At 50.3% G+C, this 22,019-nt stretch carries 24 protein-coding genes; 8 read left to right on the top strand and 16 right to left on the bottom strand.

The window, feature by feature from the left end:
• Together M0R47_RS01050 and M0R47_RS01045 are read right to left on the bottom strand one after the other, a co-directional pair.
• On the bottom strand, positions 1 to 1,161 hold the full coding sequence (locus tag M0R47_RS01050) for an ABC transporter permease (RefSeq protein WP_292549118.1): 1,161 nt from the start codon (positions 1,159 to 1,161) through the stop codon (positions 1 to 3).
• Positions 1,162 to 1,246: 85 nt separating this feature from the next.
• Positions 1,247 to 1,603 (bottom strand): nuclear transport factor 2 family protein, encoded by a 357-nt coding sequence (locus tag M0R47_RS01045; RefSeq protein ID WP_292549116.1) that lies wholly within the window; start codon positions 1,601 to 1,603, stop codon positions 1,247 to 1,249.
• 306 nt (positions 1,604 to 1,909) lie between these two features.
• Here M0R47_RS01045 and M0R47_RS01040 point away from each other — a divergent pair, with 306 nt between their 5' ends.
• The gene (locus tag M0R47_RS01040) at positions 1,910 to 2,851 is read left to right on the top strand and encodes a DMT family transporter (protein WP_292549115.1); all 942 of its coding nucleotides are present in this window, start codon (positions 1,910 to 1,912) and stop codon (positions 2,849 to 2,851) included.
• Positions 2,852 to 2,892: 41 nt separating this feature from the next.
• Here the strand turns inward: M0R47_RS01040 and M0R47_RS01035 are convergent, their stop codons facing one another.
• From M0R47_RS01035 to dusA, 8 genes are all read right to left on the bottom strand, one after another.
• Positions 2,893 to 3,450: a hypothetical protein gene (locus M0R47_RS01035; protein WP_292549113.1), complete on the bottom strand. Its 558-nt coding sequence runs from the start codon at positions 3,448 to 3,450 to the stop codon at positions 2,893 to 2,895.
• Positions 3,451 to 3,581: 131 nt separating this feature from the next.
• Positions 3,582 to 4,037, bottom strand: a complete 456-nt coding sequence (locus tag M0R47_RS01030; RefSeq protein ID WP_292549111.1) for a DUF1810 domain-containing protein — start codon at positions 4,035 to 4,037, stop codon at positions 3,582 to 3,584.
• 140 nt (positions 4,038 to 4,177) lie between these two features.
• The gene (locus M0R47_RS01025) at positions 4,178 to 4,768 is read right to left on the bottom strand and encodes a lytic transglycosylase domain-containing protein (RefSeq protein ID WP_292549320.1); all 591 of its coding nucleotides are present in this window, start codon (positions 4,766 to 4,768) and stop codon (positions 4,178 to 4,180) included.
• Between the two features lie 158 nt (positions 4,769 to 4,926).
• Positions 4,927 to 6,129 carry a formate-dependent phosphoribosylglycinamide formyltransferase gene (gene purT / locus M0R47_RS01020; protein WP_292549109.1) on the bottom strand — a complete coding sequence of 401 codons (1,203 nt, stop codon included), beginning with the start codon at positions 6,127 to 6,129 and terminating at the stop codon, positions 4,927 to 4,929.
• Positions 6,126 to 7,724 carry a DNA mismatch repair protein MutS gene (locus M0R47_RS01015; protein ID WP_292549107.1) on the bottom strand — a complete coding sequence of 533 codons (1,599 nt, stop codon included), beginning with the start codon at positions 7,722 to 7,724 and terminating at the stop codon, positions 6,126 to 6,128. Before M0R47_RS01015 ends, purT begins: the two co-directional genes overlap by 4 nt.
• Before the next feature lie 214 nt (positions 7,725 to 7,938).
• Positions 7,939 to 8,907 carry a ferrochelatase gene (gene hemH, locus M0R47_RS01010; protein WP_292549105.1) on the bottom strand — a complete coding sequence of 323 codons (969 nt, stop codon included), beginning with the start codon at positions 8,905 to 8,907 and terminating at the stop codon, positions 7,939 to 7,941.
• Positions 8,908 to 8,932: 25 nt separating this feature from the next.
• Positions 8,933 to 9,481, bottom strand: coding sequence for a GTP cyclohydrolase I FolE (gene folE, locus M0R47_RS01005; protein WP_292549103.1), 549 nt, complete (start codon positions 9,479 to 9,481; stop codon positions 8,933 to 8,935).
• 204 nt (positions 9,482 to 9,685) lie between these two features.
• Complete coding sequence (gene dusA / locus M0R47_RS01000; RefSeq protein ID WP_292549101.1) at positions 9,686 to 10,696, bottom strand: tRNA dihydrouridine(20/20a) synthase DusA; 1,011 nt, start codon at positions 10,694 to 10,696, stop codon at positions 9,686 to 9,688.
• Positions 10,697 to 11,269: 573 nt separating this feature from the next.
• Between dusA and M0R47_RS00995 the strand changes: the two genes are divergently transcribed.
• The 5 genes from M0R47_RS00995 (at position 11,270) to M0R47_RS00975 (ending at position 14,984) form a co-directional block, all read left to right on the top strand.
• Positions 11,270 to 11,422, top strand: a complete 153-nt coding sequence (locus M0R47_RS00995; protein WP_292549099.1) for a hypothetical protein — start codon at positions 11,270 to 11,272, stop codon at positions 11,420 to 11,422.
• Positions 11,423 to 11,432: 10 nt separating this feature from the next.
• Positions 11,433 to 12,041 carry a cytochrome C oxidase subunit II gene (locus M0R47_RS00990; protein ID WP_292549097.1) on the top strand — a complete coding sequence of 203 codons (609 nt, stop codon included), beginning with the start codon at positions 11,433 to 11,435 and terminating at the stop codon, positions 12,039 to 12,041.
• Complete coding sequence (locus M0R47_RS00985; RefSeq protein WP_292549095.1) at positions 12,034 to 13,659, top strand: cbb3-type cytochrome c oxidase subunit I; 1,626 nt, start codon at positions 12,034 to 12,036, stop codon at positions 13,657 to 13,659. The genes M0R47_RS00990 and M0R47_RS00985 overlap by 8 nt, the downstream gene beginning before the upstream one ends.
• 2 nt (positions 13,660 to 13,661) lie before the next feature.
• Positions 13,662 to 14,312, top strand: a complete 651-nt coding sequence (locus tag M0R47_RS00980; protein ID WP_292549093.1) for a c-type cytochrome — start codon at positions 13,662 to 13,664, stop codon at positions 14,310 to 14,312.
• A gap of 186 nt (positions 14,313 to 14,498) precedes the next feature.
• Positions 14,499 to 14,984 (top strand): YchJ family protein, encoded by a 486-nt coding sequence (locus tag M0R47_RS00975; protein WP_292549091.1) that lies wholly within the window; start codon positions 14,499 to 14,501, stop codon positions 14,982 to 14,984.
• Positions 14,985 to 15,055: 71 nt separating this feature from the next.
• On the opposite strand, the gene M0R47_RS00970 is transcribed toward M0R47_RS00975, so the two are convergent.
• From M0R47_RS00970 to M0R47_RS00945, 6 genes are all read right to left on the bottom strand, one after another.
• Entirely contained in the window at positions 15,056 to 15,463 is a 408-nt protein-coding gene (locus M0R47_RS00970; RefSeq protein WP_292549089.1) for a hypothetical protein, read from the bottom strand.
• 128 nt (positions 15,464 to 15,591) lie between these two features.
• Positions 15,592 to 16,338, bottom strand: coding sequence for a lysophospholipid acyltransferase family protein (locus M0R47_RS00965; protein ID WP_292549087.1), 747 nt, complete (start codon positions 16,336 to 16,338; stop codon positions 15,592 to 15,594).
• Complete coding sequence (gene gmhB / locus M0R47_RS00960; RefSeq protein ID WP_292549085.1) at positions 16,304 to 16,849, bottom strand: D-glycero-beta-D-manno-heptose 1,7-bisphosphate 7-phosphatase; 546 nt, start codon at positions 16,847 to 16,849, stop codon at positions 16,304 to 16,306. The genes M0R47_RS00965 and gmhB overlap by 35 nt, the downstream gene beginning before the upstream one ends.
• Before the next feature lie 105 nt (positions 16,850 to 16,954).
• Positions 16,955 to 19,024, bottom strand: coding sequence for a glycine--tRNA ligase subunit beta (gene glyS, locus M0R47_RS00955; protein WP_292549083.1), 2,070 nt, complete (start codon positions 19,022 to 19,024; stop codon positions 16,955 to 16,957).
• A gap of 1 nt (position 19,025) precedes the next feature.
• Positions 19,026 to 19,940: a glycine--tRNA ligase subunit alpha gene (glyQ, locus tag M0R47_RS00950; RefSeq protein WP_292549081.1), complete on the bottom strand. Its 915-nt coding sequence runs from the start codon at positions 19,938 to 19,940 to the stop codon at positions 19,026 to 19,028.
• Between the two features lie 136 nt (positions 19,941 to 20,076).
• The gene (locus tag M0R47_RS00945) at positions 20,077 to 20,529 is read right to left on the bottom strand and encodes a nucleoside deaminase (protein WP_292549079.1); all 453 of its coding nucleotides are present in this window, start codon (positions 20,527 to 20,529) and stop codon (positions 20,077 to 20,079) included.
• Positions 20,530 to 20,782: 253 nt separating this feature from the next.
• On the opposite strand from M0R47_RS00945, the gene M0R47_RS00940 reads away from it, so the two are divergent.
• Positions 20,783 to 21,238 carry a ferritin-like domain-containing protein gene (locus tag M0R47_RS00940; protein ID WP_292549077.1) on the top strand — a complete coding sequence of 152 codons (456 nt, stop codon included), beginning with the start codon at positions 20,783 to 20,785 and terminating at the stop codon, positions 21,236 to 21,238.
• A gap of 134 nt (positions 21,239 to 21,372) precedes the next feature.
• The gene (gene gstA, locus M0R47_RS00935; protein WP_292549075.1) at positions 21,373 to 21,978 is read left to right on the top strand and encodes a glutathione transferase GstA; all 606 of its coding nucleotides are present in this window, start codon (positions 21,373 to 21,375) and stop codon (positions 21,976 to 21,978) included.
• Positions 21,979 to 22,019: the final 41 nt, after the last annotated feature.

The following is a 22,019-nucleotide window of genomic DNA, read 5'->3' as shown; positions in this document are numbered from 1 at the left end:
TTAGCCTTTAAATACGATAGCCGGTTCCAAACGGATCACTTTAATGATGCTGACCAGGGCCGCAAAGACACAAATCAGGCTGACTCCCGCGCCGCTAAACATCAGCAGTTGCCACGGAAACTTGAATGCCAGTATCGAATTACGCATCGAATAGCCGAACAAGGCGGTCAAACCCACGCCTAAACCGTAACCAATGGTGCCGACCAAAACAGCCTGTAACAAGATCATGCGCAGCAAGGTCCAGTTGCTGGTGCCCATCGCTTTCAGCACGCCGAATTGGCGCAGGTTCTCCAACGTGAAATTGTAGAAAGTCTGGCCTGCAATGGCCGCGCCGACGATAAAACCCAACAGTACCGAAATACCGAAGTTGATCGGGATGCCGGTATTGCGCATAAAATATTCATAAGTAAGAGACTTAAATTCCTCGCTCGTATAAGCCGCCAAACCAGTAGTTGCGCGGATGCGTCGGGTCAAGACGGCAAGGTCTTGCCCCGGCTTGGCTTTAACCAGAACGAAAGATAACAACTTGCGCTCTTTGGGCGCATAGTTCTTGGCGCGCGAATACGTGGTGTAGACCACGGGTTGGGACTGGAAAGTGCGGGTAACTTTGGCGATGCCGACAACGATAGCGCGCTGATCGTTTAATTCCAGGCTGTCGCCGACTTTAATGGGAATGAGCTTGCCGCCTGGGGTTGGCGATGGCTTGCCCAGTTTGTCCTGGGCGCCGTCTATATCGACGATAACCCCGTCGCTACGGCGCAAATCATCAAGCTTGCCTTCAAGCATGACCGGCGGGCCGCCGATTAAAGTGGCGTCGTCCAATCCCACAACAATACAGGTTTGAAAAGTGCCGTCGGCAAGCCGCGCTTTTAATAATCCCTTGTACATCGGCATGGCCCATTGCACGCCGGAAATGCCGCGCACCCGGTAAAGTTCGGTATCCTGCAAGGGCTTGATGTCATCGACGAACTGCACTTTCTCGTCCATCACCCAGATGTCGGGCAAGCCGACATCGGTGATAAAACTGTAAGAGCGCGACATCAGCCCCAGAAAGATCGCCGGTTGCTGAGTCATGATTAAGGATGCAAAGGTCAGCCCCATGACAATACCGAGATATTTGCCTCGGTCTCCCATCAGCATTTTTATGGCAATGTGATTCATGGTTTTGAACTCCTTGTTGGCTGAACTTGATTTTATCACGCAATGGAAATTGATAGCGTACAACCGGGAATGTCCATAGTAACTATCACAAAGCGTAGTGAGCAAATGCCCGAATGACTTTTTGATCGGCGCTAAAATGCAAGACTTCGGCTGCGAGGCGGTTGTTGGCGCTTTTGTAGTAAAGCGTGATGCTGTTTACGCCGATCAGAGTTGATAGTAACTCGAAATGCAAGTCGGGAATAAGCTGCAGCGCTTGAGCCCAATAGGCGCTCACGGCGGTTTTTCCCTGGAGCGTGCCGGCGGGTTCGTTGGCGATTTGACTAATCATCGGCGACGACATTTCAAAGTCGTCGGCGTAGTGGGATAGAATTCTGTTCAAGTCGTGGGCGTTCCACGAAGCGATCCAGTCGGCGGCAAAAGACTCGGCGAATTGATGATCCATGTGTATTCTTCCTGTCAGGTTTGAGTTTGTTTTAAAAGGCAAATAGTACATTAAACAAAATTTGAAAACTTCAGCATAAATTGACATCGCACAACTGTATTCATAGAATACAAACCATGAACCACATGATTTTATCCCTAAAACTCAACACACGATGGCTGCGAAAGATTATTAGCTTTTGCCGCAGTGCTGTTTTTTTGGTTCATTAATCCCATTTTTACTAAAGCAACTGCGGGTCTTGTCTCCCAGTTACTTTAGTCGTCTTTCCGGCAAGATTCGCAGTTTTTCCATGTTAAGGAGAAGTTTGTGCATCAACCCGAACCCGTTATATCGCAAAACAATCAGCAGGTTATTTTCGGCTATTTATTTGTTTTACTCGGCGCGTTTGGCTTTTCAGCCAAGGCGGTACTGGTCAAATTAGCCTACACATACAGTTATCAACTGGACGCGATCACTCTGATGGTGTTGCGCATGGCGATCTCCTTGCCGTTTTTTCTGGTGGTTGCGATATGGTCGGCCAACGATTCGGCAAGAATAAACGATGCGCAACGCCTAAGCGGGCAGGATTGGCTGATGATCTTCGGCTTGGGCCTGTTGGGCTATTACATTGCCAGCTTCCTCGACTTTGCGGGGCTGCAATATATCTCGGCAAGCCTTGAGCGCTTGATTTTATTTCTCTACCCGACCATGGTCGTTTTGTTCACGGCGGCGTTGCAACGCCGGGCCATTAACCGTCATCAAGCGCTTGCGCTGGCTTTAAGCTATACCGGGATGATTTTGGTGTTTGTCGACAATATGGCGTCCATAGCCTCATCGGGACTGTTGTTAGGCTCGGCGTTGGTTTTGAGCAGCGCAGTTGCGTATGCCTTTTTTCTAATGGGCAGCGGCATGATGGTTAAACGGATCGGTTCGACGCGTTTTACCGCCTACTCGATGACGGTAGCGTGTCTTGCAACGGGCCTGCATTTCGTGATTCAGCATGGCTCTGAAATGTTGAGCCTGCCGGCCAATGTTTATTGGCTGGCGCTGATCATGGCGATTTTCTCTACTGTGCTTCCGGCTTTTTTAATGAATGCCGGGATCAGGCGCATCGGCGCCGGTTCGGCATCCATTGTCAGTTCAGCAGGGCCGATAGCTACGTTGGGGCTGGCGTTTTTGTTGTTAGGCGAAGCGCTGACATTGGCGCAGCTGGCCGGGACTGCGTTGGTGCTGGTTGGCGTTTATGTGATTAGCCGGGCTAAGTCGTAAGCTGGCCGTATGTTTTAGACCCGTTATGTTGCAGCAGCTGATTACCGTTCATAGGGATTGCGGGTTTCGTACGGAGTATTGAATGAATCGGGAGAGTATGGATTGCCGTAGGGGCCATAGGGGGGCGATACGGAATTCGGATCACGAAGCGTTCCTGGGTAACTTCCGTGGCTGTGATAGAGCTGCTGCGGGTCTGTCGCATAAGGGTAAGTGGCTGTATAAGGGCTGCCGTAAGTTCTATAAGGATTTCTTGCCCTATACGGGCTGTCATTATACGGAGTGTTGATTGAATCACCAGCGTAGGGATTGCTGTTGAACTTATACGGATTCGGTGAGCTGTACGGGGTGCTGTTCGAATAAGCGGAATGCGGATGGTTGTAATGCCTATAAGGGGGCAATGTAGTATTCGGAGTATAGGGACTATAAAAAGGCTCCGGGTAATATCTTTGACGGCCATAAAGCTGCGGTGCGTTTGGGCTGTAAGAGTTGCCGCCGTAGCCAGCATACGGATTAGAGCTATAGTGGCCCCGGTCCCCGTCGCTCCAGGCAACGCCTGTCAACAGCATCAAGGCCGGAATAACATAATGTTGGCGTTTCATAGCAATCTCCGTCGAGTTTAAGTCATGCTGATACGCGTTGCATGCCATTTTTCAAGCCTTGATAAATGAACCTCCAGTTTGGAAAGCTTATACCTTACTTCAATTATCAATGGCAGCAATCGGTACGAGGATTAGATTGGCTCATTTGCCTTAAGTTTTTCTAGTAACTGGAGCGTCAATGTATCCCTCTCCCCACTAAAATATTTATCAAGGACAGATAAAAAAACGGAGTGCGGGGCCGCGACACAGGCAAACAGCGTCATGGAGGACTTAAACTTTAGGTCATCAGGGTAACCAAATATTTCCGAAACTGACCGGCCTTCAACGGCAAAAACGGTTTCCGCGCATTCCAGCAGTCTTTTTCCAAGAACAGGGTGATTCAGGTATTGTCGAGCTTCTTCCAGGCTCTTAATGGCGTAGTGTCTTGATGTTGCGCTGTGCCCTAAGCCATCAATTTGCGGGAAAATATACCACATCCAGTGCGTGCGTTTCCGGCCACTTCTTAACTCTGCGAGGGCGCTGTCATAGGTATTTTGCTGCGCATCCATGAAACGGCTTAAGGCTAAGGTGTCGCTTACGTTTACCATGCTTGTTTACCCGACAGGTTGTGATCCAGCCCTGGATAGCTTGCAGCCCTGGATAGCTTGCAACTGCATCCAATGGATACTGTCCTAAAAGTGAAATAATCCAACAGTTACGCTGTCGTCAGCAAAAGACGACCGTCAGCTCAAGAGTGCCTGTAATACAAACCCAACACCGTTTTGACGTAATTGCGCGTTTCGGGGTAGGGCGGAATGGAGTTGTTGTGTCTGATTACGGCATTTTCTCCGGCGTTATAGGCGGCAACGGCCAAATCCAGATTCGAATTAAACATTCTGAGCAAGTCTTTTAAGTAATGTGTGCCGCCGTCGATATTCTGTACCGGATCGTTCCGGTTAACGACGCCGTAGCGTCTTGCCGTGTCGGGCATTAGTTGCATTAAGCCGACGGCTCCGGCTGAGGATATTGCGGAAGCATTGTAAGCGGATTCGGCTTGGATAACGGCATGTACCAGTCTGGCATCAACCTGATGGCGGTTGGCTGCTTCGGTAATCAGGTCGGTGAATTTCTTTTTATTAACGCCCATGTACGGCAGGGCGGCGGAATAATTTAATGCCCTGGTGCGTATGATACGCTTGTACATGCTGTTTTTAGGTTTATCGGTATAGTAGATGCGGCCGTCATTCGCGATGAATTTGTAGATGTCGGCCAGCGCCTCGTTTGAGATGAGTAAACTGGCTAAAATAACGGCACAAATCTGTCTGGAACGGATTTGCATTAGCCTGACGTGACAAATCTGTCTGGAACAGATTTGCATTAACCCGAAGGGCGGCAGGCGGGATAGCCTGACGTGACAAATCTGTCTGGAACAGATTTGCATTAACCCGAAGGGCGGCAGGCGGGATAGCCTGACGTGAATTCTCATCATATTGTCACCTACCGATCAGGTTTAATAACGATCATAGTTGCGGCTTTGACGGCCCTGTTTCTGGCTTCATCGACAGTTTCAGCGGTCGCTAACGCAACTCCCATGCGTCTGTTTACAAAGGCCTCCGGCTTGCCAAACAACCTGATTTCGCTGGTTGGGACAGACAGCGCCTTATCCAGCCCTTCGTAAATTACGCCTTGTGCATCCAAGCCGCCTAATATGACGGCGCTGGCTCCTGTGCTTTGCATGCCGGTATCGACGGGCAAGCCCAGGATAGCTCTGGCATGCAATTCAAATTCATTTTGTTTTTGGGTGGCCATCGTCACCATGCCGGTGTCATGCGGTCTGGGACTGACTTCGCTAAACCATACGGTGTCGCCCTTGATAAACAGTTCAACCCCAAACAGACCGAGTCCCCCGATCTCATCGGTTATTTTAAAAGCAATGTCTTGCGACGCTTTTATCGCGGCGGAACTCATGGCTTGCGGTTGCCAGCTTTCCCGGTAATCGCCGCTTTCCTGCACATGGCCTATCGGTGCGCAAAAGTGAGTTTCGACTTCGCCGTGCTGATTCAAGGCGCGCACCGTCAGCAGGGTGATTTCAAAATCAAAGTCTATTTTTGCTTCGACAATGACTTTGCCGGTATCCACTCGGCCGCTGGATTTGGCGTAATCCCAGGCAGCTTTAAGTTGGTCGGCGCTTTTGACCATGGATTGGCCTTTGCCGGATGACGACATGGTCGGTTTGATAAAGCACGGATAACCGATGCCGCCGTCAACTGCTGCCTGAAGTTCATCAAAACTTTCAGCAAACGCATAGTCCGAGGTGGGAATTTTAAGCTGCTTTGCGGCCAAGGTTCTGATGCCTTCCCGGTTCATCGTCAATTGAATCGCCCGGGCGTTGGGTACAACTATACACCCACTTTCTGACTCTATGTCAAGTAGTGCTTGAGTCGCAATCGCTTCAATTTCGGGGATGATAAAGTCCGGCTGTTCCAGAGCGATCAGTTTTTTGACGGCTTCGGTGTCGGTCATGTCGATCACATGGCTGCGATGCGCGACGTGTTGAGCCGGTGCTTTCGGGTAGCGGTCGACGGCAATCACTTCCACGCCGTAGCGTTGCAATGCAATCGCCAATTCCTTGCCCAGTTCGCCGCTGCCAAGCAGCAGGGCTTTGGTTGCGCTGTTTGATAATGCTGTGCCTATTTTCATTGTGAATCTGCCAGATAGTTGTCTATATCTTCTTTAGAAAAACCGATCTTTTTAGCTACGCGATCCGCATGGCTGACCCTTGAAATGCCTGGAACCAGTTTGTAGGTGGGGGCATCGTTGGCAAATTCGACCTGCCTTGGCAAGCCTATGCCTTGAGCGACAAAATGATCGACCAATTGATGATTGTGGGTAATTAAAACAGTGCTGTTGCCTTTCCGGTAAAAGCCGTTCAGCACATTCGACGACGATTCCATTTTTTCTTCGAAGGTTGTGCCTTCGGATAATTCGTCCAGCACCACCAGGCTTTTCGCGGTTGCGGCCAGGAAAATCTCTTTGGTTCTTTTCAGTTCGGTGCCGAAGCGGCCTTCTCCGTCGTCCAGATGACTGATTTCCGGCGCTTGATAGAATATCCGGTCGGCGACGGTCAGCGTTGCCGATTTGGCCGGAACATAGCAGCCGATTTGAGCAAGTAGCTGGATTTGGGTGACGGTTTTGCAAAAAGCGGTTTTGCCGCCGCTGTTGGGACCGGTAACCAGGACCAATTTGTCCTCTTCCAGCACAAAATCGTTACCGACATAGTCCGGGTTTTGCTTGCCTAAAACCGGATTTTTGGCATCTTGCAGGTTTATCCGATGATGCGGTGCGTCAACCAGTTCGGGTAACACCGTGTTTCCGGCGAATGCCTCGGCAAACTTCAGGAATGACAGTAATTCATCAAGCTGACCCAGCGCATCCAGAGTTTCGGCTACTGCGGGGGATTGTCTGAACTCGTTTCGTAATGGAATAATGCAGCTGTCACGGTCAAAGCCGCCGACTATCGGATAATAAATCAGTAAAAGAGGCACGAAGAAAATAGACGCGGTCGGGATGGCCTCAACCGAAATCTGGAACATGTCGCTCGGAAAAAAATGCGCGAGCGTCCAGACGGCTCCGAAAAACAGGGCGATCAGCAGCGGCTTGAATAGCCGAGGCCTAAAAATAATCGCAGGCGAGAAATTGCCCTTCCGTTGTTCCTTGCACTGGAGATTGTTCTCAGTGATGTAGACAGGTCCTTCCATTAGCGAGTAAGGGCGTGATTCTGCGAATGCTTTGATCTTGTCGCAAATGCCTTTGAGGTACTCGCTTTGCGGGGCTTCCACGGATTGGATCTGATCGACCAGTTCCAGCATAAAACGGATGCCGCGTTTGTATTGCAGGTAGCCGTAGCCTTCGATTTCATGCTCTTCTCTGGCGGTGCCGAACGAGCCGAGGAATTCGCCGAACAGCAATAAATAGAAGTTCTTTTCATTGGGCACAGCCTGTTGCACGATTTGCTCAAATTGTTCTTTGAGCACCGGATTATCGCGCAGTTCTTCAACGGCTTGCTGTTTGGCCTTGATTTGCTCCAGGTCATTCAGCGGCTGGGCTAAAGATCGATACAACGCCGCTTGCCCTACAACCGTTGAGGCATGATTGACGGCGTCGAATAGCTCATCGACTTCAATGGTATTGAAGGATTTTTCATCAAGAACGCCATCGCCGGTATCCAGGGGTTTGCTGGATTTGATTATCGGCCAACTGCTATCTTGCCAGGTTTGTAATAGTGTTTCTTTCATGGTTTAGCCTATATCGTGACCGGATTATGCTCTTCTTCTCGTTCTCAAGCTCTTGCTCTTAATTGTTACGCACAACTTTGCCGAGTCAAAAGCCGTCATCGGCATGACGTGATTGGAAATGCTTAATATTAAAGTATAGCGTGTTACTGTTTTATGTCCCGGCAACTGCGCTATGCCGCGTTGGGGTGTTGCGCCTTAAGCAGCCGGGATAAGTTTACAGCTTCTGTTCAAGCAAATTAACTATCGCATCAGCATGGGCTTCTGAATCATTCAGCGCCGCGATATAGCGATACTCCTCGCCGCCGGACGCTAAAAAGATAGCCCTGTTTTCCATTGCTATTTCTTCCAGCGTTTCAAGACAGTCCACCGCAAAGCCCGGGCAGACAATATCTATCTTTTTAATGCCTTGCGAAGGAAGACTTTTTAGTGTGTCCACGCAATAAGGTTTTAGCCATTGTGCTTTGCCGAAACGCGACTGGAACACAATCATCCATTGTTTTTCATCAATGCCCAGTTTTTCTGCAATCAGGGTAGCGGTTTTGTGGCACTGGTGAAAATAAGGGTCGCCCCACTTGGTGAGTTGCTCGGGCAGGCCGTGGAAAGACATCAGTAGCAGCTGGTTTTTGCCGTGCTCCCGCCAGCTTTGTTCGATGGATTCGGCAACCGCGGCAATATAATGGCTGTGCTGGTGATAATCGCTGATAAAGTGAATGTGGGGCAGGTGCTTCCAGTGGCTCAGTTCCTTGACCATTTCATCATAGATGGAGGCGGTGGTGGTCGAAGAATATTGCGGATACAACGGCAGGACGATCAAGTTATCGACGCCCGCATTTTTGAATGCTCTTAATTGCTTCGCTATCGAGGGTTCGCCGTAGCGCATGACATGCTGGGTAGTGACGCCTTTGCGATGCAATTTCTCGGCGACCCGTTCACTTAATTGCAGAGTCAGGAAAATTAACGGAGAACCTTTTTCATGCCAGATGTTGCGATAGGCTAAGGCCGATTTGCGGGGGCGAAACGGCAGTACGAAAAAATGCAGTATTACCCACCACAGCGGCCGGGGCAGGTTGACGACGCGCGGATCCCAAAGAAATTCCCTAAGAAACCGCCGAACTGCAGACGTGGTCGGTGCGGTAGGCGAACCCAGGTTCGCCAGTAACACGCCGGTTTTTTTGGTCGTCATGAGTTCGACTTTATCTCCCATAGGCTTAGGTTTGACGGTTGATCAGGTTTAAAAATTCCGAGCGGGTGCTGATTTCCTTGCGGAAGATCCCGGTCATCACGGAAGTAGTCATCACCGAGTTTTGCTTTTCAACGCCGCGCATCATCATGCACAAATGCTTGGCTTCAATAACCACCGCCACACCTCGGGCGCCGGTTGCCAGTTCAATCGCATCGGCTATTTGCTTGGTCAGCACTTCCTGGATTTGCAGGCGGCGGGCGTACATGTCGATAACGCGAGCCACTTTGGACAAGCCCATGACCTTGCCTTTCGGCAAATAACCGACATGACATTTGCCGATAAACGGCAATAAATGGTGCTCGCATAAAGAATACAGTTCAATATCCTTCACAATAACCATGTCTTCGGTGTCTGCGGTAAAAATAGCGTCGTTCAACACTTCATCCAGTGTTTTTTCGTAGCCGTTATTTAAAAACTTGAAAGCCTTGGCCGCGCGTTTTGGCGTATCGATCAGGCCCTCGCGATTTAAATCTTCACCGACTGCCTCGATAATCTTGGCAAAATGCTCTTCCATTATTTCAATCTCACTTATAAAAATAGCTGGTCAGTATACACATTGAGCCTTGAGTTTTAAAGCTTCCGCTCCAAGCTCACGCCCCTCGCCTACGTCCTGTAGGCGAAGCTTCTGCTCCTCGGCAATTGCTCCTGCAATTCATGCAGTCGAGCTTACACCCCTTGACTACATTCTTGTGGGCAAAGCTTCGGCTAATGCCTTTGCCTATAGCCTTGGAGGTAGCGCATTCAAGATTACATTGATGTCCGCGCCGGGCTTGCAAACGTTTTCGCTAAGATGCCGGCGCCAGCCTCTGGCTCCCGGCTCGCCATGAAAAAGACCTAAAATGTGCCGGGTTATACTGTTCAAGCGGACGCCATCGTTAAGGTCGAGCTGCTCTTTGATATAAGGGATTAACAATTCCATAATCATTTCCCGTGACCGGGGTTCTGTGGAATCGCCATAAAAGCGTCTGTCCACATCGGCCAATAAATAAGGATTGTGATAAGCCTCCCTGCCGACCATGACGCCATCAACATGCTGTAAAACATCTTCGGCTTGATCCAAGGTGGTGATGCCGCCGTTCAGGATGATTTCCAGTTGCGGAAAGTCCTGCTTTATTTGATAGACCACGTCGTAGCGTAAGGGGGGAATATCACGGTTTTGTTTGGGCGACAAGCCGCTCAGCCACGCCTTTCTGGCATGGATGATAAAGGTTTCGCAACCGGCAGCGGCCACGGTCGAGATAAAATGCGTTAATTCTTCATAAGAATCGCGCTCATCAATGCCGATTCTCGATTTGACCGTAACCGGAATTGATACCGCCTGCGCCATTGCCGCAACGCATTCGGCGACCAGTTCGGGTTCCGCCATCAAGCAAGCGCCGAAACGGCCGTTTTGAACCCGGTCGCTCGGACAGCCGACATTCAGGTTGACTTCGTCGTAGCCGTAATCTTCGATCATTTTCGCGCAGTGGGCCAGTTCGCGCGGATTACTGCCGCCCAACTGGAACGCAACCGGTTTTTCAACGGCGTTAAATTGTAAAAACCGGTGGTGCTCGCCATGAATCAACGCGCCGGTAGTTACCATTTCGGTATACAAAAACGCATGTTGTGAAATCAGCCGATGGAAATAGCGGCAGTGCCTGTCAGTCCAATCTAACATAGGGGCAATGCAAAGCCTATGTAAGTTATTGCAATTTAAAGAGTTATTATGATTTTTTTGAGCTTGTGACATTAGTTCGCTTGTACAGATGTTGGATGTTCTTGTCTATTTTCAAGAAATTTATGGATATTGTTGAGGCAGAAATGGCTCAACAATTTGGTACTATGAATTATCACCATTAAACACTAAAACAGCTTTTTTCCGGCAACATTTTCCGAAAAGTTTCTGAAATCTGCCTTCAAAATGTCGGCATCATGAGATTAGACGGGATCACTCACCCAGTTCAATACCAGAATTGCCTAAACCGCCATCAAGACATTAGAACCTGCCGCCTCAAAAGAACGCCGGCTCAAATATAGCTGGGTCAATGGGAAGGCGCTGCTCATATTTTGTCTGACTTCGACAAATTTCTTTAAACAGACTCGAATCAGCATCACGTTATAAATCGGATGCTTAGGGTGTGGCAGTAAGTATTAATACTTAATTGTTTTATATTTCAACAACATAATAAAAATTGACTTTTCACCCATCAGGCAATTAAATTCGGACATGCCCGTCTAGACAATCTCCGTCCCATCTGCCGGACCGGCTGAATCTCCAGTATCGTCGTTAGAGCCAATAACAAAAGAACACTGAGGAGAAGCTATGAGTCAATTAAGCGAAGAAGAACGTCAAAAAATCATCAATAGCTCGCCTATCGGTACTTGGGCACTGATGCTTACTGTCAGCCTAGGCATGGTTGCCGCCTGGCTGTTTCTCTATTACGGCGTATTCCTGCCGCGCGGTGCTATAGACTAAGGCTGGCCTTATGAATACCGATCCATTGAAAAAGAAATGGGCCAATGCAATTCAGACCATAGCCGATCTGTCTAAAGGCGACCCTATTCATGTTGATCCATTGGAAAAGAGATGGGCCTACGTGATACTGGCCATAGCCAGCCTGTTTGTTGCCATCATTATGATAGATGCGCTAGTCCATGACATTAATCCTCCTAGTCATGTTGAAACCATCGATTCCGCGCGTCTGCATCTGAGCAAAGAATTCGCCGAAGACAACCTGGGTGTTCAGGTTGATGGTAACGGCAACGTAACGGTCAGGATAGTGGCCGGGCGCTATGGCTTTTACCCCAAACAGGTTACCGTACCTTCCGGTACGCCTTTAAAATTCCGCTGGGTCAGTATGGATGTCTTGCACGGCATCCATTTGCCGATGACTAACATGAATACCATGATACTGCCCGGCTACGTCGCAGAGCTTAAGACGGACTTTCCGAAACCCGGCAATTACCCGTTACTGTGCAATGAATATTGCGGCATGGGGCACGATCACATGTGGGGAAGTATCACCGTTGTCGCAAAAGAACACTGGACCGCTCCGGTAACAACAGCCTCTAAAGGAGACAGCGACCATGAATGATGCGGCAGAAAGAAAACTGGCATTAAGCCACATGTGGATTGCTTTCGGAGCATTTCTTATTGCTTCATTCATGGGCGCTTACCAGGTTATGGAACGCAGCGGTTTCCTGCCGATTATTGAGTCAAGCCGGGTTTATTTTGCTTCGGTCAGCAGCCACGGCGTGTTGATGGCTTATGTTCTCACCATCTTTTTTGTACCCGGTTTCGGCTATTACACAGCCACGACCAGCCTGAATCAGCCGGTATGGAACATAAAACTGGCCTGGGCCGGCTTCGCCGTTTCCCTGTTGGGTACGGTTCTGGCGGCCATACCGTTGCTGACGGGTTCGGCCTCCGTGCTCTATACCTTTTATCCGCCGATAAAGGCGCATACGCTATTTTATGTCGGCGCGACTTTATTAATTGCCGGCTCTTGGGTCTGGTGCGCCATCATGATTGTCATGATGGGCCAATGGAAGCGGGCAAACCCCGGCCAGCCCGTGCCTCTGGCCATGTTCGCAACTGTGTCCAATGCCGTGTTATGGCTGTGGACCAGCGTTGGGGTCGCTGCCGAAGTCCTGTTTCAAATACTGCCGTGGGCTTTCGGCTGGATGGATACGATTGATCCCGGCCTGGCGCGTACGCTGTTTGCCTGGACTCTGCATCCCATCGTTTATTTTTGGTTGATTCCGGCTTACACGGCTTTTTACGTATTGGTGCCCAAGCAGGCAGGCAGCTATATATTGAGCGATGAAATAGCCAGAGTTTCGTTTATTGTGCTGGTCGTTTTCAGCCTGCCGATTGGTTTCCATCATCTGTATATGGATCCGGAACAGGCCAAAGGCTGGAAGTTATTGCACGGGGTCGGCACGTTCATTGTGGTCCTGCCAACTTTGTTGACCGGTTTTGCTGTAATTGCCTCGCTGGAAATTGCCGGCAGACTGCGTGGCGGCAAAGGCTTGTTCGGCTGGATAGGCGCCCTGCCTTGGCGTAACTCGATGGTGCTGGCCATGATTCTGGGCTTACTGATGCTGATGCTGGGCGGTTTTGGTGGCATCGTCAACGCCAGCTATGCCATGAATGCGATGATTCATAATACCGCCTGGGTACCCGGCCATTTCCATCTGATCTTTGCCGGCACGACCGTGATCATGTACTTTGCCATCGCTTATTATCTCTGGCCGATACTGACGGGCAAGCCGCTGTTCTCAAATGATATGGCATTGCTGCAATTATGGACCTGGTTTATCGGCATGGTTGTCCTGACCACGCCTTGGCATATTCTGGGATTGTTAGGGCAGCCCCGACGCATTTCCAGCGTTCAATATAACCATCCGCTCACGCTGGCCTGGGATACGTTTGAATTGGCCATGATTGTCGGGGGCCTGATCATGCTCGGATCGGCTTGTTTATTTGTCTACAATCTGGCGAAGACCCAGTTAAATCCTACGACTGAAATCTATACCGGCAAAGTCGAATACGCCGAACCGATTCATCCGGTCCATCATCTACCTGAATTTCTGAATGATTTCAAAATCTGGCACTGGGTTATTGCCGTCTCCATGCTTATCAGCTTTGGCTATCCTATTCTTCAGTTCTTTCTCATGGACACGTTTGAGTCAAGCGGATGGGGCTACTAATCATGAATAAAATGATTCAAGCAGTAGTGCTGGGGCTTTTTACTGCAAGCTTTGCGCATGCGGAACCCTCATCACAAGTCGCCTGGACGCCCGATAAACTGAATTTCATAAAGCAGGCCAACAGCAATAACGGCAAGGAATTAGCTGCGCAGTGCGCCGGTTGTCATGGCGACAACGGCGTTAGTCCATCGCCGGACTTCCCCTCGTTGGCAGGCCAACTCGCAACCTACACCTACAAGCAGTTACAGGATTACAAAAACGGACAACGTATTCACACGCTCATGACCTCAATCGCAACGGGATTAAGCGATCAAGATATGGCGGATATGGCCGCTTGGTACAACTCTTTGCCGCTCCCCAAGAATAAAGCCGGCAAGAAAGATCTGGAAGTTGCCGAGCGCCTGGTTTCTGAGGGTGATGGCAAGCGCACCCTGCCGCCGTGTTATACCTGTCATGGCTCAGATGGGGAAGGTGAAAGAATGGATATACCGGCTCTGGCTGGGCAGCAGGCTGAATATTTTGCAGCCACGCTCATGGCCTATAAAAAGGGTGAACGCCACAACGACATCTACAGTCGAATGCGCGTGATCAGCCAACAATTGAGTGATGCAGAAATACAAGAGCTCGCTCAATACTATCAGCAACTACGGTGATGGTAAGGCTATGAACATATGTCATGTCGATCTGTTACCCCCTGTGCTGGTGGGCAGCCGCCGAGAACGCTCATTCATAAACAAAAGTCCCGTCGCCAAGCGAACCGTCCAAGTTGCCGCGATTCACGCTGCCGGCAAATGCGTATCCATGTAAAATAAGCCAACATTTTTACAAGGAAACTTCTTTTGAATACACAGACTTTCTGCCTTTGCGGCTCGGGCATTGAATACGCGCAATGCTGCGGCCCTTTTCACTCCGGCGAAAAAAAGCCGTTAACCGCCGAAGCCCTGATGCGCTCGCGCTTTACCGCTTACGCCATGCATAATGCCGGCTATTTACAGGACACCTGGGATGCCACGGTGCGGCCTGAATTGATCGATTTTTCCAAGGAAAAAGTTGATTGGCAACGCTTGGAAATCGTCAATACTAAAAAAGGCGGAGCTAAGGACGCTAAAGGTATCGTGGAGTTTAAAGCGTATTATCTGGAGGATGGCGAAGAGTACGTTATGAATGAGATCAGCCAGTTTATCAAACGTGCGGGCGGCTGGTTTTATCTGGACGGGGTGGTTAAGTCGATCGGCAAGGTAGGCTTGCAGACTAACCTGGGCAAGAATGCCCCGTGTTCCTGCGGCAGCGGCAAAAAGTTTAAACGGTGTTGCGGAGCTGGGTGAGTCGGGGGCAAAAAAGGCGGCCGAGCCGCCCTTGATTAGGCTGTTTTAATCGGGCTATACGAAAAGCAGCGTTATTTTTCGTCTTTCGTAGGTTCTTCCGATTCTCCGATCAGAGCGGACAAACAGTCCATCTGACTTTCGGTGTAGTTGGAATGGGCTTCTGCAAGCTCTTTTGCCGAGCCGAAATTAGCGCGTAATTCTTCAAGAGTCTTTTTAGGGTCCTTAGAGGATGACAGCGTCAGCATTTTTGTGTAGTTACGGTAGGCTTCCATGCGTTTGGGATCGAAAGCAAAAATGCCGGGCATATTGTTCGAGCTTGTATCAACGACGCATTTGGCCATGCGTTCCGGAGATAATTTGTAGTCCTTGATATCCTTTTCCAGCTGCATTTGCTGCAATACAGTCTCTTCATATTCTTTTCTATCTGCGCAACCGGAGAGTAATAATGCAGACAGAGAAATGAGCAGTAGTTTTTTCATGTGATTGTTCCCATTGTTAAATTGAAAATGCGCTTTGCGGCATTATACGCATATGTGAAAGGTAAAAGGCTAAAGGCTAAAGGGGCCGCTGTTCCTTTCGCCCTTTGCCTTTCGTCTTTCGCCTGTAATCAACCCATCTCCTTTATTGCCTGAGCTATCCAGGCTTCTGCCTCTTCGTTAATGTCGGAAGCTTTGCGGCCCTTAGTTTCAATAACCGGTCCTATTTTTACCTTGATGACACCGGGATATTTCAAAAAGCTATAGCGCGGCCAAAAATCGCCGGCATTATGCGCGACCGGAATGACCGGGAAGCCGGTTTTCTGTGCCAACATGGCTCCGCCCGCGCTGAATTTTCTGACTTCCCCGGCCGCCGTTCGCGTGCCTTCCGGAAAAATAACTATCCATAAGCCTTGGTTTAAATACATCGCTCCTTTTTCCAGCAGAATACGCAATGCGGCGCGCTGGTTGTTCCTGTCTATGGCGATAGGTTTGACCATTCCCAGCGCCCAGCCCCAAATGGGAAACATCAGCAACGAGCGCTTCAATAACACGCTTTGCATCGGAAGAATATGTCTTAGCGCCAGTGTTTCCCAAGCGGACTGGTGATTGCTCAAGGCAATAGCGGGTTGTTGAGGATTGATGTGTTCCAGTCCTTCCACTTCATAACGCAGGCCGCAAAAGACCTTGGACATCCATAACACCACAGTACACCAGGCCTTTGATATGTTGTAGCGAATGATAAAAGGAAAAGGCCTGGTTAAAATAATTAACAGGCCGACAATGGTCGCGGTCGAGAATATGCCTACAAATAACAGTGCCGAGCCGATATAGTTTTTTGGTCTAGGGTCTTGATGTGAGGTGTTTTGCTGCGTCATATAAGTTCTCAAAAACGGGAATGTCGAGATTGGGGTTTTCAGTCAGGGTTTTTCGGCCTTTGCCAGTTTTAACTAATATCGGGCTTGCGCCGGCAGCCTGCGCTGCCTGGAGATCGCGGAGCGAATCGCCGATAAAAGCAATACCGCTCAGGTTGACGTTATTGTCGGCTGCAAATGTTTCAAGCAATCCCGGCTTGGGTTTGCGGCAGCTACAGCCATCGTCCGGGCCGTGGGGGCAAAAATAGATCGCATCGATTTTCCCGCCTTTTTCCGCGGCCATGCGCTGCATTTTTGCATGGATATTTTCCAGCGTTGCGGCATCAAGCAAGCCCCGGGCCAAGCCGGACTGGTTGGTGATCACGACGACTTTATAGCCGTGCTTATTGAACAGGGCAATGGCTTCAAGGCTGCCTTCAATCGGCAGCCATTGTTCCGGGGACTTTATGAATTCATCCGAATCGTGATTGATAACGCCATCACGATCCAGCAATACGTAGCGGTTTTCAGGCATGATTTATAGGCCACTCCAGCGCATCATTCACGAATGATGCGCTTCACTGCGTTCAGCGCATCCTACGGCACTCCCGCTGGAGCGTTGGGACAAGGTACTGTTCATTTACGATTGCAGTTTGGAGATGTCTGCACAAGTCAAAAACTGCTCGGACAACAGGTTCAGCAATGCCAGCCGGTTGGCGCGCAGGTCAAGATCGTCGGTCATTACCATCACATAATCGAAAAACGCATCGACGTCATTGCGCAAGCCTGCCAAGCGGTTCAGTGTCGCCTGGTAATCGCGTTGCGCCAGTAACGGCTTAATATCGTCCTCGGATTGCAGCGCGGCTTGCAATAACTGCTTTTCTTGCGCTTCAATCAATGCCCCGACGCTGGCCGCCGGTTGCGATTCCGATTTTTTCAGGATATTGCGGATGCGTTTGTTTGCCGCCGCCAGACTCTCGGCTTCGGGCAGCTGCCTGAAAGCTTTAACGGCCTGTAAACGTTGCATGAAATCCAGCGGTTCGGCAGGCGTTACAGTGATCACCGCATCGAATTCATCGGCAGTGTAGCCTTGATCAAGGCAGTAGCCTTTCAGGCGGTCAAAAATAAAATCAATGACCCGGTCGGAGGTTGCCGATTGATCGGATGCTGTTTTAATCTGGGCGCCGGCGAATTCCACTAACTCAATGATATTGATGTTGAGCTTGTTCTCTATGATGGTGCGGAGAATGCCCAGGGCGGCGCGCCGTAAGGCATACGGGTCTTTGTCGCCGGTCGGGATCAGGCCGACCGCAAAAATGCCGACCAGGGTGTCCATTTTTTCCGCAATAGCAAGGATCTGCCCCGTTGTGCTGCTGGGGGTAGGGCTGCCGGATTGTTTGGGAAAATACTGTTCCTCAAGCGCCAGTGCGACTTCTGCCGGTTCGTTGTCGGCCTGCGCATAGTAGCGGCCCATAATGCCTTGCAGGTTGCCGAATTCGCCGACCATTTCGGTCATCAGGTCGGTTTTGGCTAATAACGCGGCGCGTTCGGCCAATTCGACGTTGGCATGCAGATGCCCGGCAATGAATTTCGCGAGATTTTGAACGCGTTTGGTTTTTTCGAAAACCGTGCCCAGACTTTCCTGAAAAATAACGCTGGACAGGCTGTCGACGCGATCTTCCAGCGTCTTTTTTCTATCCTGATTCCAGAAAAATTCAGCATCGGAAAGACGCGGAGTGACCACGCGCTCATTGCCTTGCTGGATGGATTTGGGGTTGGTGCTTTCAATATTGCTGAAGGTAATAAAGTAGGCCAGCAAACCGCCGTCGGCATTTTTAACCGGAAAGTATTTCTGGTTGGTTTGCATGGTCGTGATCAATACTTCCGGGGGCAGTTCCAGATAGCGCGGGTCGAACGTCCCGGTAATCGGCACCGGCCATTCATTCAGCGCGGCAATTTCTTCCAGCAGATCGTCTTCGATATGCGCAATGCCGTTCACTGCGGCGGCAGCTTTTTGCGCCGCGTCACGGATCAATGTTTTTCGTTGTTCAAAGTCGGCAATGACATGGCCTTGTTTATATAGGGCATCGGCATAGTCTTCCGGCTTGGTCAGGGTGATTTTTTGCGGTGCGTGAAAGCGGTGTCCTTGGGTTGAAGCGCCTGTTTTCAGGCCCAGAATTTCCGTGTCAATGACGCTGTCGCCGTACAGCAAGACAGCCCAGTGCACGGGCCTGACGAATTCGGTCGTAAAGCTGCCCCAGCGCATGCGCTTGGCAATCGGCAGTCCGGCGATGCTTTGGCGGATAATGTCCGGAATCAGGTTTTTAGTTTCTTGGCCTTTGACGGCTTGGGTATAGCTGAGCCACTCGCCTTTGTCGGTAAGCAGGCGTTCCAGTTGTTCGAAACTGGTGCCGCAGCTGACCGCAAAACCCATGGCCGCTTTGCTGGGCGTGCCGTCGGGCGCAAACGCCGCTTGCACTGCCGGGCCGCGTTTTTCCACGATTTTATCGGGTTGTGCGCTGGACAGGTTTTCGATAAAAACGGCCAGACGCCGGGGCGTGGCGTAAGCCTTGCTGCCGGTGAACGTTAAATCGGCGGCGTTCAGTCCCTGGATAATGTTGTTCAATAAAGCGTCGCTGAGTTTCAGCAAAGTCTTGGGCGGCAGTTCTTCCGAACCCAGCTCGAATAATAAATGTTGGCTTGTGCTCATGTTATGCTCCCTGCTCGGTTAACATCGGGAAGCCCAGCGATTCCCGGCGTTGGTAATAGGCTTCGGCTACGGATTTGGCCAAATTCCTGACTCTTAACAAATAGCGTTGGCGCTCGGTAACTGAGATGGCGTGGCGCGCATCCAGCAGGTTGAACGCATGCGAGGCTTTCAGCACCATTTCATAGGCCGGTAGCGGCAGATTCAAGTCGATCAGCTTGGTGCATTCCCGCTCGTAAGTTTCAAAACACTGGAACATGAACTCGACGTTGGCGTGCTCGAAGTTATAGGCGGACATTTCCACTTCATTTTGATGAAATACGTCGCCGTAAGTGACAGTGCCGAACGGGCCTTTGGTCCAGACCAGATCGTAAACGCTTTTAACGCCCTGCAAGTACATGGCGATGCGCTCCAGGCCATAAGTGATTTCGCCGGTGATCGGACGGCATTCCAGGCCGCCGACTTGCTGGAAATAGGTGAACTGGGTTACTTCCATGCCGTTCAGCCAGACTTCCCAGCCCAAGCCCCACGCGCCCAGCGTTGGCGATTCCCAGTTGTCTTCGACGAAGCGCACGTCATGTTCGAGCAGATCCAGCCCCAAATGACGCAATGAACCCAGGTACAGTTCCTGGATATTGTCCGGCGATGGTTTTAACACCACCTGAAACTGGTAGTAATGCTGTAAGCGGTTGGGGTTTTCGCCAAAACGGCCGTCGGTCGGCCGGCGTGACGGCTGCACATAAGCCGTATTCCAAGGCTCGGGGCCGATGGCGCGTAAAAATGTGGCGGGATGAAAGGTCCCGGCGCCAACTTCTTGATCCAACGGCTGTAATAGAATACAGCCTTGATCTGACCAGTATTTCTGTAAGGCCAGGATGAGTCCCTGAAAAGTAGATAAGTCGTTGTTTATGCTGGACACGGATTAACGCTCTTGGGCAATAAAAAGTGAGGGATTATAACTGAAAAACCGCTATAGGGCATATCGTTTAGATTGGCTCTGAGCGAATTCAGACACACGGATGTACGAAACCTGTTAGGTCGGCAGAGTATCTGCATCAGTTGCAATCGCATTCGCCGATATCTTCAAACCAGATTTGCGGTGATTGTTCGATAAAGCGCCGCATCAGCTCAATGCAATCGAGATCGTTCATTTCTATGACCTTAACCCCAGACTCTTTGAGCCAATCCAGGTGGCCTTCGAAGTTGACCGATTCGCCCACCACTACCGTGCCGATATTGAACTGCCGGATCAGGCCCGAGCAATACCAACAGGGCGCCAGCGTCGTGACCAGGATTTTATCGCGATAGTTGGTTTGTCGTCCGGCTTTACGGAAGGCGTCGGTTTCTCCGTGTACGGACGGGTCATTGTCCTGCACCCGGCGATTGCGGCCGCGTCCGAGCAGATTGCCATGCGCATCGAATAGCGCCGCGCCGACCGGGACGCCGCCTTCATCAAAACCGGCTTGCGCTTCGGCAAACGCCACGGCCAGCATATTTGCATAGTTCATCGAAAACTCCCCTGATGGATTTATTGCGAAAGCACAAATTATGCGTTTAAAAACAAGCGGGGTAAACCGCTTGTTTAAGCGAGGGCTTGGGTTCAGGCGGTCGGTCATTTCTTCATCAATTCGCTTGAGAAAAATCCTTGTTTCGATAATATCGGCTAAAGCGGCGGTGACGGGCATCGTTATCAGAATTTTGATGAATATTCGAATGAGGTGTTGCTTAAGCAACGCTTTTATAATCAAAAGGAGACAGGACATGAACGATCAGCAAAAACAACAGGCGGTGGGAATTCTTAACAGAATTATGGAGCTTGAACTGGCGGGGGTTGTTCGCTATACGCATTATTCCCTGATGGTTTACGGCTATAACCGCATTCCTATCGTTTCCTGGCTTAAAAGCAATGCCGACGAGAGCCTTATTCATGCCCATAAAGCGGGTGAGTTGGTGACCTTGTTGGGAGGTCATCCATCGCTTAAGATCGGCCCTTTATTGGAAACAGCCAAGCATGATATCGGCGATATTCTAAGGGAGAGCCTGGAACACGAGAAAACAGCGGTAGCCGCCTATTTTGAGCTGCTGAAGGTGGCGGAGGGCGTTTCCGTGCTACTGGAGGAATATGCGCGAGACATGATCGTAGACGAAGAACTGCATCTTGACGAAGTGAACAAAATGTTGCGAAAGCCGGGCGATGTGCAACCGTTTGCCGTGTAATGTCCAGGTTAAATGCCGGTGTGTGAGTTATTAATCTGCGCACCGGTCCGTGCGATGCAGTCAATACCGGTTTCAAATTGTGCGGTCAAAGACTGATCGGCCTTGTTTATTAATTCAGCTCAGAGGATAAAGCCATGAAACTCTATTACAGCAAAGGCGCCTGTTCGCTGTCGCCCCATATCACAGCCTGTGAAGCGGGACTCCCTATTGAACTGGTCGAAGTCGATTTGCAAAGCAAGCGTACCAGCGCCGGGGAGGATTTCCGGCTGATCAATCCGAATGGCTACGTGCCGGTGTTGATGTTTGACGACGGCAAAAAATTAACCGAAGGCCCCGCTATCGTTCAGTATCTTGCCGACCAGGCGCCGGACAAAAAATTAGTCCCGCCGGCGGGAACATTCGAGCGCTATCAATTGCAGCAATGGCTGAATTTTATTTCAACCGAGATTCATAAAGGGTTTGGGGCTTTGTTTAATCCGGCTATGCCTGAAGAGGCTAAACAAGTGGTCACTAACCTGCTGGCTTCGCGTCTGGAAACTGCCGCGGCGCATCTTTCCAACCGGGCATTTTTGCTCGGCGATGATTTTACCGTGGCCGATGCTTATCTGTTCGTTACCCTGCGTTGGGGGGCTTATGTCAATATCGATATTTCTCGCTGGCCGGTACTGGCGAACTATGCCGCTAAAATTTCCGCGCGGCCCGCAGTACAAAAAGCATTGAAGGAAGAAGGGCTGGCTTGAATGCGGGATTCGTTCATAGGATGAACAGAGTAGCAATCAAC

This window comes from Methylobacter sp. (genome assembly GCF_023227905.1).
Classification (GTDB): Bacteria; Pseudomonadota; Gammaproteobacteria; order Methylococcales; family Methylomonadaceae; genus Methylobacter_A.
This window is presented reverse-complemented; position numbering and strand designations above follow the sequence as displayed.